This window comes from Pseudobacter sp. (assembly GCF_051955275.1).
GTDB lineage: Bacteria > Bacteroidota > Bacteroidia > Chitinophagales > Chitinophagaceae > Pseudobacter.
The window spans coordinates 1-16,050 of record NZ_JBQCGW010000167.1 but is presented as its reverse complement, the minus strand read 5'-3'; the positions used below and the strand labels follow the sequence as shown (position 1 = coordinate 16,050).

Genomic DNA, 16,050 nt, shown 5'->3' with positions numbered 1-16,050 from the left:
CTTTTTTTGCAGGGTGTGCCCAGTCGCTCGCGTCCCCGCGAACGACTGGGCACTGCGAGCGGAATTATTTCTTTGTAAGCGTATACAGTTTCTGCACGAGGCTATCCAGCTGCCTGCTGAAAGCTTCCGCCGTTCCAGTGCCCGGCAAGCGCTCTTCCTGGAAATTGTGCATGGCCGGTAATGTTTTTACTACTTTGAGTAAGGTATACAGGTCTGTAATAGTGGTGTTTTTTTGGGAAAGCAGGCTATCCAGCTGCTGGTGTGGAAGGATCTGTGTTTTATAGGCGTTAAAGCTTTCATTGATGATGCCCTGCACTTTTTTTCTGAAGATGGAATCGCGGATATTGGTGGTGCTGAGCAGGGCCGATTCATAATAAGCACGGTTCTTGCTATCAAACAGGTGGAAGCTGTCTGTGGCCTGCTTCTGCAACTGGGCAATTCCTTTTATTTCCGCATCCAGTTGTTTCAGTTCCTCCGATTTGCTGATCAGTTCCTGATACAGCGATTCTATCAGCGCTTCTTTATTTCTTTTGTACAGGCTGCTGACATCCACATGTTTACCTTCCAGCACAATGGGGATATTGGTTGCCGGATTAGCAGCGGGCTTCGGCTTTTCCTTACAGGCCTGCCATAGCAAGGCAGATAAAACAAGAATGGATATATGTACAAAAGTCTTCATTGTTTTCCGGGTTGGTGAAGTTCGCCGGAGGCGAACAAATAGAAGTCACTCGCGGGGACGCGGGCGACTGGCGGTACCCTGCTAATTTACTTCAAATCTGATCAGCCTGCAAGCTCCTGCAAAATACTGATGATGGTGCTGTATACCTGGTTCAGTTCCGCCATGGTGATACAATACGGCGGCATCAGGTACAGGGTGTTTCCTAACGGTCGCAGGTATACGCCTTTCGAAATTGCTTTTTTTGTGATCACCGTACTGATATTGTTCAGGTACTCATCGCGGCCCTTATCAACCTCAAATGCAATGATGGTGCCCAGCACGCGAAGGTTGCGTACCGGTAAGCGGCTCGCCTGCAATTGTGCCTTAAAACCCTGGTGCTGCTCCTCAATGCCTCGGATCTGTTCCTGGCATTCAGGTTTCAGCAGCAGGTCGAGGCTGGCCAGTGCGGCGGCGCAGGCAATGGGATTGGCGGTGTAGGAATGGCCATGGAAGAAGGTCTTCAGCAGATCGTCCTGCACGAAAGCTTGATAGATCTCAGGTTTGCAGGCCGTGATGCTGAGTGGCATGGTACCGCCGGTGAGGCCTTTGGAAAGGCAGACGATATCGGGTTGTTCCTGCATGTAGAGGGATGCGAAAAGTTTTCCGGTGCGGCCAAAGCCCGTCATCACTTCATCGGCAATACAGATCACCTGGTGCTGGCGGCACAGGCTGATCAAATGGTTCAGTCCCGCTGCACTGTACATCTTCATCCCACCGGCTCCCTGAACCAGGGGTTCGTAAATAAAGCAGGCGATCTCATCCCAGGGAAGACCGTATTCCGCGGTCTCCGTTTCCGGTGCATCCAGGAAGATCACTTCAAACAATTTATCATGAAAGGCGAGGGTGAAGACGGAGCGGTCGCTCACGCTCATGGCCCCGAAAGTGTCTCCGTGGTAGGAATTATTGAAGGCCAGGATCTTGTTGCGCTTTTTTTCACCCTTGTTCCACCAGTACTGCACACTCATTTTGAGGGCCACTTCGGTGGAAGTGCTGCCATTGTCCGAGTAAAAAACACGTGAAAAACCGGGAGGCAGGATCTCCAGGACCCTTTCGGCCAGCCGGATGGCGGGCTCATGGGTGAAGCCGGCAAAGATCACCTGTTCCAGGGTACTGGCCTGTTCAAAGATCTTTTGGGCGATATAGGGATGGGCATGCCCGTGAAGGGTGACCCACCAGCTGCTGATGGCATCGATATAATCACGTCCATCGGAATCCTGCAGCAGCGTGCCGGAACCTTTAACAATTGGTATGGGCTCAGCCATATACTTTTGCGGGGTAAAAGGGTGCCATATTACCTTTTTATCCCTGGTTATCAGCGATTCAGTGTTCATAATCCAAAGGTAAGCCTTCGGCATTACCCAAAAAAAGAAGGGCATGCAACGGAGGCAACCTGAAATATGTCATGGTAAACAAGAAAGATGGACTATAGCAGGCTGGTAAAAGAATGTTTGAAGGGCCGCCCCGACGCCCAACGACAACTCTATGAGCATTTTGCCGAGGGTATGTTAGGGGTCTGCTATCGCTATACCAAGTCCATGGCCGATGCGGAAGATGTGTTGCAGGAGGGGTTCATCAAGGTGTTCACGCACCTGGGCCAGTTCAAGTCGGAAGGCGAACTGGGCGGATGGATCCGGAGGATCATGGTGAATACTGCCCTCAACTTTCTCAAGAAGAACAGCCGGTACCAGCACGACCTGGCTTATACAGATCCCGGATTACACCCGGTGTCTGATGATAACCCTGAAGTTTTATTACATGCAAAGGACCTGGCTGAGCTGATCCGGCAATTGCCTACCGGCTACCAGACCATTTTCAATATGCACGCTGTGGAGGGATTCTCACACGTGGAGATCGGGAAGATCCTTGGTATCAATGAAGGGACTTCGAGATCTCAATATGCACGTGCGCGTGCATTACTGATAACCTGGCTTAAAAAAAACAACCAGGAAACAACAAAAACTGAATCGTATGTCCGACCATGATTTTGAGAAACAGGTGCAGTCGAAGATGGAGCAACTGAGGTTGCGGCCCTCCGACGCTGTATGGACGAAAGTGGATAAACGTATCCGTAAGGAGCGACGCCGCAGGCGCGTGATCCTCTGGTTGCCACTGCTTTTGCTCACCATTGCGGCGGGCGGATTCTTCCTTTTCGAAAACAATTCTCACAACAATAATATCACTGCCTCTGAATTGAAATCTACTCATTCCAATACTGAATCAACTACTTCTGCAACTACTGAACCTTCCTCTTCCGGCGAACATGCTGATGTAAACGCAACTCCCCAGAGCATCGAGCCGGCAACAGCATCCGTCAATCCCCCTGAAACGGGAGGGCAGCATCCTTCGGTGCAACACCCGCATACTGCTATACAAACACCGGAACCAGGCGCACAGCCCACCACAAAGCCGGGTTTGAATGAAAACAAAACCCTGGCTGCAAAGCAGCCTGTTGTAGCTCCGGCTGCACGGTCATCTGTCAATGAACAGGCGGAAACGAACGGTGCACCTGTAGTAACTAACAGGAAGCCACAACCGAAGAATGAGCTGGTAGGCAACGGTCCGAATGGAAATAAAACATCCGGTATCAGAACGGCAGCCGGAAATAAAAGAGCGAGTGGACCTTCCAACAAAAAAGGAACCGGTGTAACGGCCAGTGCAGGCGTTAAACCTTCAGGTAAACCTACCGTGGCCAATTCTGAGGATCAGATGGCAAAGAATGATCCGGTGAACCATCAGGCTTCTGTACCTGCAGTTGATTCTACAAATGATGTGGCGCAATCAGATCCGGAGCCACAAAAAGTTGTGATCCGGGATTCTTCCAATATGCAGGCCCAGCCCCTTACCCCGCTGAAACCCGTGCTAACAGCCAAAAAAGAAAACAAGCCATCCAAAGCAAACAAACTACCGGAGCCGCCTAAGCGCAAGCCTTCCACCTGGAGCTTTGGTATTGTAGCAGAGGCCGGCGCTTCACATATTTCAAAGGGAAGCCCCTTCAGTCTGCTCGATAAAAAGAATACGGAGCAGGAAGACCTGGCGCAATCCAGTCCCGCTCCCGGTGCCAACAGCAGCCTGGGTGGTCCGGCAGGTTTTACACAACTCCCACCCAATAAACCGGCTTCCCTTAAAATGGGATTGTCATGGTCGGCAGGTGGTTTTGCCCAGAAAAAGATCAGCAACAGGGTAAGTCTGTCCGCAGGTATCCAGTACAGCTATTTCAGCCAGGAAACGCAGGTGGGCAATTACTTCCGTAACGCCATCTCCGTAAGCAATGCCAATTATGACCAGGTGGTATATGGTTACTGGCAGGGCAGGAGCAGCAGCTTTGCACTGAATCCGCAGAATATAATGGCTTCAACTTCGCCAGGTTGGTCAAGCATGCATGACTACACCAATAAATATCACTTCATTGAAATACCGGTGAAGATCCACTGGAGGATGACGGGTGAAGACCAGTTACCACTGATCCTGGATGGTGGTCTCTCCATTGCACAACTCCTGTCCACCAATGCCCTGCATTATGATGGAAGCAATGATGTATACTACAAAGACTTCAGGTATTTCAATAAAACGCAGGCTGGTATTACGGCTGGTGTGAATGTGGAACTCTTTGGTGAAAGCAATCACCCGGTCTGGATCGGTCCGACCATCAAGTACCAGCTCAGCAACCTGCTCAAGAGCGATCTCTCCGGAGGTCAGCACCTCTGGCAGTTTGGAGTGGGGGCGAAGGTATTCCTCAAAAAATAAAAGCTATTGCTGAATGAAGCGCAGGTTACGGCGGATGCCGTCGAATTTGGCGCGCTTCAGCGGTGAGTGGCGGAAGATCTTCTTGAAATTCTCTTCCGTCAGTTCTTCCCAGTTATTGATGGAGAATTCAAGTAACTCGGGAATGGGTGTGAATTCAGGCTCGGAGGTGGATACAGAAAAGCGGTTCCAGGGACAAACATCCTGGCAGGTATCGCAGCCGAACATCCAGTCGTCAAATTTCCCCTGCATCTCCTCAGGGATCAGCATCTCTTTCAGTTCGATGGTAAAATAGGAAATGCATTTGCTGCCGTCGATCACTTTGTTTTCCTGGATCGCATCCGTGGGGCAGGCGTCGATGCATTTACGGCAGGTGCCGCAATAATCTTTTGCAATGGGATCATCATACAACAAAGGCAGGTCAACGATCAGGGTGGCGATAAAAAAGAAAGAACCCTGTTGTTTGTTGATGAGGTTTCCGTTGCGGCCGATCCATCCCAGTCCGCTCCGCTGCGCCCAGCTTCTTTCCATTACGGGGGCCGAATCAACAAATCCTCTTCCTGTTACTTCCCCGATCTCATCATTCATGATGGCCAGCAACTGGTTCAGTTTGGCGCGGATCACTTCATGGTAATCCTTGCCGTAGGCGTATTTGGAGATCTTAACTGCCTCTTCCGTCTGCAGCTGTTGCGGGTAGTAGTTCATCAGCATGGTGATCACGCTGCGGGCACCTGGGACCAGTTTTGCCGGGTTGACCCGCAGCTCAAAATGATTCTCCATATACTTCATGCCGCCATGCATGCCCTTGTTCAGCCACGCTTCCAGGCGGCGGGCATCCTCATCCAGCGGCTGCGCCTGAGCGATACCGCAATAGCTGAAACCCAGCCGGGTTGCGGCTGCCTTGATGATCATGGTATGTTTTTCAACGGGGCTCATGAAGCGTTTGGACGCAACTGCAAGGTACAAGGTTTCAGGCGATGTTGAGAGCAGGAACGGGAAGGCTCCCGGATGGACTAAAAATTTTATGTAATCGTTTGCATAAAATGACTGTTTTTTCCTACTTTAGTTCCTTCACCCTAAACGATTGCTTATATGAACAATAAACTGGGGACAGGTGATTATCTTGTTTTTCTGATCTACTTCTTCATTGTGGCCGGATACGGTTACTGGGTTTACAAGAAACGCCAGTCTAAAGAGAATGATTCCAAAAGTTTTTTCCTGGCTGAGGGCGCTCTTACCTGGTGGGCCATCGGCGCTTCGATGATCGCGAGCAATATCTCTGCGGAGCAGTTCATCGGAATGAGCGGCAGCGGCTTTTCCATGGGACTGGCCATTTCTGCCTACGAGTGGCTGGCGGCTATCTGTCTGATCATCGTGGCTGTCTTCTTCATGCCTATCTACCTCAAGAACCGCATTTTTACCATGCCTCAGTTCCTGAAGCAGCGGTATAATGAGCATGTGGCCTTGCTGATGGCCATCTTCTGGCTCTTCCTCTACGTATTCGTCAATCTTACTTCGATCTTATTCCTCGGCGCAATCGCAATCAACAACCTGGCGGGCGGTGGATATTTCCACCTCATCATGATCCTGCTGGCCATCTTCGCTCTGGTGATCACGTTAGGAGGTATGAAAGTGATCGGTTATACCGATGTGATCCAGGTTATCTTCCTGGTGATCGGCGGTCTGGCTGCCACTTACCTGGCCCTCACCAAAGTAAGCGAGCATTTCGGTTTCGGCAAGGATGTGCTGGCCGGCATCAACCAGCTGTTCCAGAAAGCGCCCGAGCATTTCGATATGATATTCGACAAACCCACGGAAACCGCTTCCGAGGCCCAGATAAAAAATTACCTCAGTCTTCCGGGTATCGCCATGCTGCTCGGTGGTCAGTGGGTGGCCAACCTCAACTACTGGGGTTGTAACCAGTATATCACACAGCGCGCACTGGGTGCGGATCTACAGACAGCCCGTAAGGGTATCCTCTTTGCAGCCTTCCTGAAAGTAATGATGCCGATCATTGTGGTGCTTCCCGGCATCGCTGCTTATGTGCTCTATGTAAATGGCAACCAGGATGTGTCCCAGGCAATGGACATTGGTGGAAAAGTGAGGGCAGACAATGCTTACTCTGCGGTTCTGGGCTTCCTGCCTGAAGGGCTGAGAGGTTTGTCCATGGCGGCGCTAACAGCAGCCATCGTGGCTTCACTTGCCGGAAAGGCAAACAGTATCTCCACCATCTTTACGCTGGATATCTACAAAAAATATGTAAGCGCCAACGCTTCTGAAAAGAAACTGGTATGGACTGGCAGGCTCACTGTGCTGCTGGCCATGATCATTGCCATCATGTTCACCTGGAACGACTGGCTGAATATCGGCGGCGAAGGAGGTTTCAATTTCATCCAGAAGTACACCGGCTTTGTATCACCCGGCATCTTCGCCGTGTTCCTGCTCGGATTCTTCTGGAAGCGCACTACGTCCCTTGCAGCTGTAGTAGGCATCGTGGGAGGCTTCCTGCTCTCCGTTCTGTTCAATGGCTACCTGCCCAAATGGTTCGGGAACGATACCTGGATGTACACTGCTTATCCCAACCCGGATAACAATGGCATTTACGAGATCCCCTTCCTCACCAGCATGGGCTGGGTATTCTTCATCACGGTGGCGGCCATGGCCGTGATCTCATTGCTCGACCCTGCCGGTAAGCACAATCCCAAAGCCACTCAGTACGATAAGAGCATGTTCAGGGTATCGCCTGGGATGATGGCCATGATCCTGGTGATCCTGGGTATCATCGCCGCCATCTACGTGCGGTTCTGGTAATAAAAGTTTCTTCTTCTTCTTCGAATAAAGAGGGGCTGGCCTTTAAAAGCCAGCCCCCGTTTTTTTCGCAGTGCCCGGTAACCCGCGGGGACGCGGGCGACTGCCAGCTCTCCGACTACATATTACTTGCAATTATTGGCATTCGCCCAGCGCTTCATCCACTTTTTCCTTGAATTGAAGGGCGATGTCTTTCTTCACTTCGTTCTTTGCTTCTTCCACAAAAATGATAGCTGCATATTTCCTGCAGAAGTCGATATACGGCCAGGTGCCGCCGAGCGATGGGCAACTGATCACTTTGTTATTGCCTGCTGCATCTTTCTCCTGCACATATGCGCCCAGCGTAACATCAAATTGCGCAACGGCTTCAGGCTTGTATTTCACCGGCTCTGATCCCAGTTGTGCGCGATGCAGTTCTTTAATGGCCTCTTCACTCAATACTTTCTTGCCTTCAAAACTGCCGCCATTGAGCAGCATCACCAGGAAGTTCAGGTAGTCGTTAGCGGTAGACTGCGCACCGAAACCCGGGTTGGGACTCTTGCCATCGAAACCAAAATTGGTATTGCGCATTTTGCAGGGCCTGAATACACGCTCCGCTGCCAGGCGTTCAAAGGCTTTCTTGCCAACTATTTCAATCACCCTCGCGGCAATGGCCGGACCGTAATTGCCATAGAAATAAGCTTCACCGGCATTATTGCTGATTTCCTTGGAAGCGAGGTCGTTCACCTGGTCTTCCAGGGTCTGGTATTTGCGGCCGAAACCGAGTTTGGCACTTAGTCCTTTTTCCCGCTCAAAGCCAGTCAGATGGGTGAGGCATTGCCTCACCGTGAGATAACTTTTCATGTACTTATTGAAAGCGGGGATGTATTTGCCAACGGGATCGTCGAGGGAGATCCTGCCCTCATCCACGAATGTCATTACCACTGCTGCGGTCAGCCACTGCGTGGAAGCTGCTACAGGGGCCGGGGATTTGGCGTTGAAGTCTGCACCGATCTCTTTCTGGTAGATGATCTTGCCATCTTTCCAGACAAGGGCAACGGTTTTGCCAAGGGCTTTCTGGTTTTTTTCGAGAAGGGATCCTGCACCGGAGAGATCAGGCTGGGCTAATGCAACATGCAGTTGCAGCATGAAGAGGCAGATAAAGCTGATTCTTGCTAACATATTTTCAGGAATTAGGGCTAACTGTTCTATGCTTTAAAGATATTTTAAAAACACTAACGATGGTAATGCTGTTAATCACCCAACAGCAAACGGATATTCTTCTGCAACTATTGCAGCAGTTTTTGCAAAGCACTGCATTTCAGGCAGATTTTATTGATTTTTAATGACATAAATGCGGGATTGCAGGGGCTGGTTTATCATTTGCTGCTATAATAAAGCCGCTCAGGCTCTCAACGCTGACCGGCATCAAAAGGAGGGAATATATGAATCTGAACAATTTTACCATCAAAGCACAGGAAGCGATCGCGCAGGCGCAACAGATCGCTTTCAATAATAATAGTGTGAATATAGAAACAGAGCACCTGCTCAAAAGCCTGCTCGACCAGGAAGATTCCCCTGTGGATTACCTGCTCAAAAAGAACAATGTAACGGTGAATGTTCTGGACACAAAACTCCAGGAAAGCATCGACCGCTTGCCGAAAACATCAGGTGGCGTTACGCCGGCCCAGATGATCGGTCGTGATGCCAATAACGCCGTACTGCGTGCAGGCGCCGTGCTCAAGCAGTTCAACGATGAATTCGTGAGCGTGGAGCACCTGCTCCTGGCTATCCTGCAAGGCAACGACAATGCCGCCAAACTGCTCAAAGATGCCGGCCTCACCGAGAACGGTCTCACCGCCGCCATCAAAGAGCTCCGCAAAGGCGATACCATCAAAAGCCAGACACAGGACACGCAATTCAATGCTCTCAATAAATACGCGAAGAACCTCAACGAAGCGGCCCGTGCCGGTAAGCTCGATCCCGTGATCGGCCGGGATGAAGAGATCCGCAGGACCCTGCATATCCTCAGCCGCCGCAGCAAGAACAACCCCATCCTGGTGGGTGAGCCCGGTGTTGGTAAAACAGCCATCGTGGAAGGGCTCGCACACCGTATCATCAATGGCGATGTTCCTGAAAACCTTCGCAGCAAGATCATCTATGCACTGGACATGGGGCAACTCATCGCCGGCGCCAAATACAAAGGTGAATTTGAAGAAAGGCTGAAAGGCGTTATCAAAGAAGTGACCGGCAGCGACGGAGAGATCATCCTCTTCATCGACGAGATCCATACCCTGGTGGGAGCCGGCGGCGGCGAAGGTGCCATGGATGCAGCCAATATCCTCAAGCCTGCACTCGCCCGCGGAGAGCTCCGTGCCATCGGAGCCACCACGCTCAACGAATACCAGAAATTCTTTGAAAAGGACAAAGCCCTCGAACGCCGCTTCCAGAAAGTGATGATCGAAGAGCCCACAGTGGAAGACACCATCTCCATCCTCCGCGGACTGAAAGACAGGTATGAGACCTATCACCATGTTCGCATCAAGGATGAAGCCATCATAGCAGCGGTTGAATTATCACACCGCTATATCACCGATCGTTTCCTGCCCGATAAAGCCATCGATCTGATCGATGAAAGCGCCGCAAAACTGCGCCTTGAAATGAACAGTATGCCGGAAGAACTGGATCGCCAGGAGCGCCAGATCCGCCAGCTGGAGATCGAACGCGAGGCTATCAAACGCGAAAACGACGAAGAGAAATTACATGAGCTCAATACCGAGATCGCCAACCTCAGCGTAGAGCGTGATACGCTGCGCGCCAAGTGGAAAGAAGAGAAAGAGATCGTGGAAAAAGTGCAGAGCGCCAAAGCCAGCATCGAAACCCTTAAGCAGGAAGCCGAACGCGCTGAGCGTAACGGCGACTATGGCAAGGTTGCTGAGATCCGCTATGGCAAAGTGAAAGAGCAGGAACAGGTGATCGCAAAGTATTCGGAAGAACTGGCAGGCATCAATGAAAAGAGAATGCTGAAAGAAGAAGTGGATGCAGAAGATATTGCGGAAACCGTTGCCAAAGCCACCGGTATCCCCGTTACCCGCATGATGCAAAGCGAGAAAGAGAAACTCCTTCAACTGGAAGACCACCTGCACCAACGCGTGGTAGGACAGGAAGAAGCCATCACAGCCGTTGCTGATGCCATCCGCAGAAGCCGCGCCGGCCTCCAGGATCCCAAAAAGCCCATCGGCTCCTTCATTTTCCTGGGTACTACCGGTGTTGGTAAAACAGAGCTGGCGAAAGCGCTGGCAGAATACCTCTTCGATGATGAAAGCATGATGACGCGCATCGATATGAGTGAATACCAGGAGAAACATTCCGTGTCCCGACTGGTAGGTGCCCCTCCCGGATATGTTGGATACGATGAAGGCGGTCAGCTTACCGAAGCCGTTCGCCGCAAACCCTACAGCGTTGTGCTGCTCGACGAGATCGAAAAAGCACATCCCGATGTATGGAATATCCTGTTGCAGGTGCTGGACGATGGAAGGCTCACCGATAACAAAGGCCGGATCGTGAACTTCAAGAATACCATCATCATCATGACCAGCAATATCGGTAGCAATATCATCCAGGAAGCATTTGAAAATGTTACTGAAAAGAACCGGGATGAAGTGACTGAGAAAGCCAAAGGCGATGTGATGGGACTGCTCAGGGAAACGATCCGTCCCGAGTTCCTCAACCGCGTGGATGAGATCATCATGTTCCAGCCACTGCTGAAGAAAGAAATAAAAGGCATCATCCATATCCAGCTCAACAACCTGAAGAGACTGGTTGCCCAGAATGGCATCAATCTTCAGTTCAGTGAGTACGCCATCGATTACCTGGCTGAAAATGGTTTCGATCCACAGTTCGGCGCCAGACCGCTGAAAAGACTGGTGCAGAAAGAGATCGTGAACCAGCTCAGCCGCAGGATCCTGGCGGGAGATGTAGATAAATCGCAACCGGTACTGGTAGATGTGTTCGATGGGGTAGTAGTGTTCCGTAACGAAGCCAATTCAAAGCCGCAGGACGATAAAATAGAAAAAGCGGCTTCCAAATAAACAGCCTTAAGTGCTGAACAGCAATGTCATTCCGCCGTTGCGGGATGACATTGCTGTTTTTGTGCAACCTGCCCACGAACAACATCATCTTAATAAATGTTATATAACTAACCAACCTACTGTTGCCGGAAATCCTGTGAACTAATAAAAAAGGAGACACAATCATATGGCAGCAAACAACAAACCAAAGATCATCGAGATCAAACCTCCCAAAGACATCTGGGTAGGGGCCGCAGATGCGCCCGTATCCCTGGTGGAATTTGGAGACTACGAGAGTGAGCCCTGTGCAAAGGCCCATGAAGTAGTGAAAAAAATCCTGGACACCTATGAAGGTAAAGTGAGATTCAATTTCCGTCACTTCCCGCTCACCCAGGTGCACCAGCGCGCGCAGAAAGCCGCGGAAGCCAGTGTTGGAGCGGCCCAGGAAGGAAAATTCTGGGAAATGCATAACCTGCTCTTCGCCCACCGCACGCAGCTCGGTAGCATCAGCTTACGGGAATACGCACGCGAAGCGGGTGCCATGGACAAGAATTTCCTGCCCAAGCTGGTTGATTCCCTTTACGGATGGACCGTACGCAACGACCTGTTGGAAGGACTCAACAAAGGCATCAGGGACGTTCCGGCCTTTCTGATCAATAATGAACTATATACCGGTAAGATCACATATCCCGGACTGTCGGCAGCCATTGAAGAAGCGCTGCGAAGCAGTAAGAAGAAAACGGCCGTTAAGCAGAGAGCCTGATCCGAAGGATCGGGCTTTTTCTTTGGTGGATTTGTTTGGTTGTTGGGGCTTTGAGTTGTAGTCCCTGGGCCGCGGGCGCTTAGGTCATATGGTGCCCGGTCGGGAAAACATACCCACACCTTATAGTTCTTGGATGGAGCTGTAGTGGAGGGCCGGGCTGGGGAAGCCTCGCAGCGTTTTATTAATGGCGACAGGGGGCCTATATGGTTCTAACGGTTTTTAATATAGGTAATAACGGTAATGGATAATTGTTTCTTCTTTTCATACTAAAATTGTAACGCTATTCCTCCACCTTCCCGAAGTTTTATCCCATCCCTCTCTCCCAATTGTGTAGATGCATTAACATGCCGCACCTCCCGGGTGCCGATGGCGTTCAGGGTGGGGAGGAGGTGGTCTCCAAAACATAAGCGAAAAAGCCCGGCTCCACTACTACAGCCCCATCTTTCCTTACAATACCTCCATAGCACCCCAAATAGGTGTGGTTTGTTTTGCAACCACCGCCCCCCAACCTGAACGCCCCTGAAACTCAACCCAGGCGGCTTTCTTGTTAATGCACTCCTAACAATCGCCCCTCCCTCCCTCATGCTGGCAGCTAATTTGTGTTAAAAGCTTATTTTGCTACCCATAAGGCGGAGATACATGAGGATAAGCTACTTGTTCATTATAATTTTTTGCACCGGGAATATGCTGGCAGGAGGAGTCTGCCTGGCAGGTATGGGTGCAGGAAAAGAACGGGTTACGGTTTCAGTGAGCTCCCGCGATTGGACTTATGGTGTACAGGCGGATACAACCAGGCCGCGTAAAGTGCAGGCTGCACCCACAGATACGGTTCCCCGGCGGCAGGGGATCGACAGTTTCATCCTCAAAAGAAAAGGACTGATCGGCAAGCTGGGCAGGAACCTGCTGAGGGATACCTTGCGGGAAAATATAGCCGCCCTGACACCTATCAGGAATGACCTTGTGTTCAGCATCTACCATGGCAGGCCCATCCGGAATGTGATCATAAAAGGACTGGATTTCGGTACAGCCATTACAGATACCAATAAAACCTATAAAAGCTGGCTTACCAGGCTGGCTAATTCCTTTCACCATAAAACCAGGGGCTATGTGATCCGCAATAACCTGTTCTTCAAAAAAGGAGACAAGGTAGAGTCATACCTCTTTGCTGATAATGAAAGGCACCTGCGCGATCAGCCTTACTTACAGGATGCACGTATTATCATAGAGCCGACGGAGAATAGTTATGATTCCGTGGATGTGATCGTATTGACAAAGGATGTACTGAGTATCGGTGGATCCCTGCATCTGCGCAATCAGCAAAGCTTTGATGTGAGTCTGAAGGAGGATAACCTGGGCGGATGGGGCGACAGGCTCCTGGGCTCTTTATCTTATGACACAAGGAGGGTAGACCGGGTAGGGTATGGCATGGAATTCATCAAGCGGAATATCGCGGGCTCCTTTATCGATGGCTATGTAGGCTATAAGAATTTTGCTGATGGTTTCAATAGCGGAAGGGATGAAGAGACCACTTTTTATACAAGGCTGATACGCCCTCTCGTTAACCAGTATACGAAATTCACCTATGCGGCGGAACTGGCATGGCATGAAACGGAGAACCAGTACCTGGGAGACTCGATTTACAGGGAGGACTTCATGTACAAGTATTATAATTACGATGCCTGGCTGGGTTGGAATACAGGGGCATTCAAGCTGCTTAATTTAAAGAATGACGATGACCGTCTCCGTACCATTCTGGGTGTACGTGTGATGAAGAAAAGATTTGAGTTGATCCCCGATAAATTCAAAAGAGAGTATGACGCCATGTATGCAGACCTTTATGGGGTGCTGGGATCGCTGAGTATATTCGGACAGAACTTCTATAAAACCCGTTATATCTATGGTTTCGGCAGGTCGGAGGACGTTCCCGAGGGAATGGATGTCACGGCTACTGCAGGCTGGACAAAAAAGAATGGCCTGGAGAGGCCTTATATGGGAGTGGATATATCCAGGAACTATTTTACTGAAAGAGAGAGTTATCTCAATTTCACGTTCAGGGCCGGGGGCTACTGGTTCAGGACCACCCTGCAGGATGTGGATATCCTGGCCAACCTGGATTTTTTCAGCAGGTTGCGGTCGATGGGTTCCAAATGGAAACAGCGCTCGTTCATCAACGTTGGTATAACAGGACAGATCAATAAAGAGCTGAATGAGGACCTGTTCCTGGAGAGTGGTTTCGGGATCCCTGAACTGCACAACGGCAGAAAGATCGGAGGGGATCTGCGTGCTACGCTTAAAGGCGAGTCTGTGTTTTTCAGTCCCTGGACCTTCATCAATTTCCGTTTTGCGCCTTTTGCATTCGCTAATTTCACGTTGCTCACACCTCCTTATGAGAAATTGGCTAAGAGTGACCTGTACCAGAGCATTGGTGCGGGTTTGCGGGCGCGTAACGAGAGTCTGATCTTCGGTACGCTGGAGCTGAAAGCGCATTTCTTTCCGCGTGCAAATTTTTATGGCTCGCACTGGCGCGTCGATTTCAATACTAACGTGAAATTCAAGTACAATACCCAGATCATCAAAAGACCTGAGATCATCATTGCCAACTAAAAGATCGGGAGCGTAAAGGTTTATCCATGTTGTAATTTATCCTGTAAATACAATGCATTCCGGATGGCATGCCCTTTTGCCGTATTGTTGAAGTAGAGATACGCTTCCTGCACGCGGTCATCGGCAATTATATGTTCGCTCACCGTGTCAAGGAATTTTTCTGAATACTCGCTCTTGTACAAAACAGGCACACCATGGAAATGGTAATATACCAGTGGCTGGTTGATGATGGTAGTGTCAGGAAGATGGGGATGGCTGATGCCGCAGAAAACCACGTTCTGTGCGGTGAGCGCCTGTATCACTTCCTGGCGCCACCAGCTGGCGTCACGGAATTCGAGTACATTGGTAACGGTATTGTTGAGTTGAGAGAGGATCTCTTCCAGTAATTCCGGGCTGTAAACGGTCTTGGGGTGGAACTGGAACAAAATGGGGCCCAGCTTGTCTTTCAGCCCCTGTTTCGCTACATTATAGAAATCGTCAAGTAGTGGGCGAACGTCTTTGAACTGTTTGAAGTGGGTGATGAGCCGGGGTGCTTTGATAGAGAAATTGAAGGAGGGCGGGCTTTTGTCATACCAGCTTTCCAGCGGGGCTATCTGCGGGAAGCGGTAGAAAGTGTAGTTGAGTTCCAGTGTATTGAACCTGGTGCAATAGTAATCGAACCATTTTCGCTGGGGCGTTTCCGGGGGATAAAAGAGGTCTTTCCACTCGCGGTAGTGAAAGCCGGAACAGCCGATCCGCCATTTGATTGTAGTTGCCATAACCGTAGGATTCTTCTAAAATTCGGGCCACCCTCTGATATCTTAAGCACCTATTAAAGATACAATTCTATATTATCAAAAACTACCATCAAATGACAAAAAAAGAAGGCAGTGTAGAAACACCGCCTCTCATCAACGATTGCTTGCCATATGAAAAAAACACAATTTTCAGTACAGTATGACGTTGTCCGTCACAATCTTTTGAAAGGCGATGTAGAAACATCGCCCTGGGGCTCAATGATATTGAACCGATGCAAATAGCAGTTACGGGAGGATTCGAACCTCCGTAGAAGGTCTTGCGTACCTTCGCCTCGCCTCTCGGCCACGTAACTCGTATCAGTTTAGTGGGTTATTGCCTGCGCTGGTAAACCCAGTACAGGTAGAATTCCCGGATAGTTTCAAAATACCTGATCATCAGCAGCGCTGCCAGCAGCAACAGTATACTTAGCCATCCCGCAGGGTAGGCGATCACTGCTCCGGATGCCACGGTGAGCAGCCGGAGGAATTCAAGGTAAAACACCCATTTCTTCTGTTCCATGATGGCGCCGCAGTTGATCAGTGTAAGGATCAGTCCCAGTGATATCAGCACCTGCTGTGTCAAGGGTATAT

At 50.2% G+C, this 16,050-nt stretch carries 11 protein-coding genes, 1 tRNA gene and 1 pseudogene; 6 read left to right on the top strand and 7 right to left on the bottom strand.

Features of this window, described 5'->3' with window-relative positions:
- Window positions 1–64 precede the first annotated feature (64 nt).
- Both ACTHMC_RS14125 and bioA read right to left on the bottom strand, forming a co-directional pair.
- Entirely contained in the window at window positions 65–679 is a 615-nt protein-coding gene (locus ACTHMC_RS14125) for a hypothetical protein (RefSeq protein WP_440413925.1), read from the bottom strand.
- Window positions 680–780: 101 nt separating this feature from the next.
- Window positions 781–2,049 (bottom strand): adenosylmethionine--8-amino-7-oxononanoate transaminase, encoded by a 1,269-nt coding sequence (gene bioA, locus ACTHMC_RS14120; protein ID WP_440413924.1) that lies wholly within the window; start codon window positions 2,047–2,049, stop codon window positions 781–783.
- A gap of 87 nt (window positions 2,050–2,136) precedes the next feature.
- Here bioA and ACTHMC_RS14115 point away from each other — a divergent pair, with 87 nt between their 5' ends.
- The gene (locus ACTHMC_RS14115) at window positions 2,137–2,700 is read left to right on the top strand and encodes an RNA polymerase sigma factor (protein WP_440413922.1); all 564 of its coding nucleotides are present in this window, start codon (window positions 2,137–2,139) and stop codon (window positions 2,698–2,700) included.
- Window positions 2,687–4,462, top strand: coding sequence for a hypothetical protein (locus ACTHMC_RS14110; RefSeq protein ID WP_440413920.1), 1,776 nt, complete (start codon window positions 2,687–2,689; stop codon window positions 4,460–4,462). Before ACTHMC_RS14115 ends, ACTHMC_RS14110 begins: the two co-directional genes overlap by 14 nt.
- A 3-nt stretch (window positions 4,463–4,465) precedes the next feature.
- On the opposite strand, the gene queG is transcribed toward ACTHMC_RS14110, so the two are convergent.
- On the bottom strand, window positions 4,466–5,425 hold the full coding sequence (queG, locus tag ACTHMC_RS14105; RefSeq protein ID WP_440413918.1) for a tRNA epoxyqueuosine(34) reductase QueG: 960 nt from the start codon (window positions 5,423–5,425) through the stop codon (window positions 4,466–4,468).
- A gap of 126 nt (window positions 5,426–5,551) precedes the next feature.
- On the opposite strand from queG, the gene ACTHMC_RS14100 reads away from it, so the two are divergent.
- Window positions 5,552–7,270 carry a sodium/sugar symporter gene (locus tag ACTHMC_RS14100; RefSeq protein ID WP_440413916.1) on the top strand — a complete coding sequence of 573 codons (1,719 nt, stop codon included), beginning with the start codon at window positions 5,552–5,554 and terminating at the stop codon, window positions 7,268–7,270.
- Between the two features lie 132 nt (window positions 7,271–7,402).
- On the opposite strand, the gene ACTHMC_RS14095 is transcribed toward ACTHMC_RS14100, so the two are convergent.
- Window positions 7,403–8,428 carry a serine hydrolase domain-containing protein gene (locus ACTHMC_RS14095; RefSeq protein WP_440413914.1) on the bottom strand — a complete coding sequence of 342 codons (1,026 nt, stop codon included), beginning with the start codon at window positions 8,426–8,428 and terminating at the stop codon, window positions 7,403–7,405.
- Window positions 8,429–8,691: 263 nt separating this feature from the next.
- Here ACTHMC_RS14095 and clpB point away from each other — a divergent pair, with 263 nt between their 5' ends.
- The 3 genes from clpB to ACTHMC_RS14080 all read left to right on the top strand — a co-directional run bounded on the left by clpB (window position 8,692) and on the right by ACTHMC_RS14080 (window position 14,683).
- Window positions 8,692–11,337 carry an ATP-dependent chaperone ClpB gene (gene clpB / locus ACTHMC_RS14090; RefSeq protein WP_440413913.1) on the top strand — a complete coding sequence of 882 codons (2,646 nt, stop codon included), beginning with the start codon at window positions 8,692–8,694 and terminating at the stop codon, window positions 11,335–11,337.
- A gap of 166 nt (window positions 11,338–11,503) precedes the next feature.
- Entirely contained in the window at window positions 11,504–12,079 is a 576-nt protein-coding gene (locus ACTHMC_RS14085) for a DsbA family protein (protein WP_440413911.1), read from the top strand.
- Window positions 12,080–12,763: 684 nt separating this feature from the next.
- Window positions 12,764–14,683: a hypothetical protein gene (locus ACTHMC_RS14080; RefSeq protein ID WP_440413909.1), complete on the top strand. Its 1,920-nt coding sequence runs from the start codon at window positions 12,764–12,766 to the stop codon at window positions 14,681–14,683.
- 20 nt (window positions 14,684–14,703) lie between these two features.
- Here ACTHMC_RS14080 and ACTHMC_RS14075 read toward each other — a convergent pair whose 3' ends face one another.
- The 3 genes and pseudogenes from ACTHMC_RS14075 to ACTHMC_RS14065 all read right to left on the bottom strand — a co-directional run.
- On the bottom strand, window positions 14,704–15,441 hold the full coding sequence (locus ACTHMC_RS14075; protein ID WP_440413907.1) for a DUF72 domain-containing protein: 738 nt from the start codon (window positions 15,439–15,441) through the stop codon (window positions 14,704–14,706).
- 261 nt (window positions 15,442–15,702) lie between these two features.
- Window positions 15,703–15,773, bottom strand: a tRNA-Cys gene (locus ACTHMC_RS14070).
- Between the two features lie 17 nt (window positions 15,774–15,790).
- Window positions 15,791–16,050, bottom strand: a pseudogene (locus tag ACTHMC_RS14065) (sterol desaturase family protein); the annotation flags it as partial.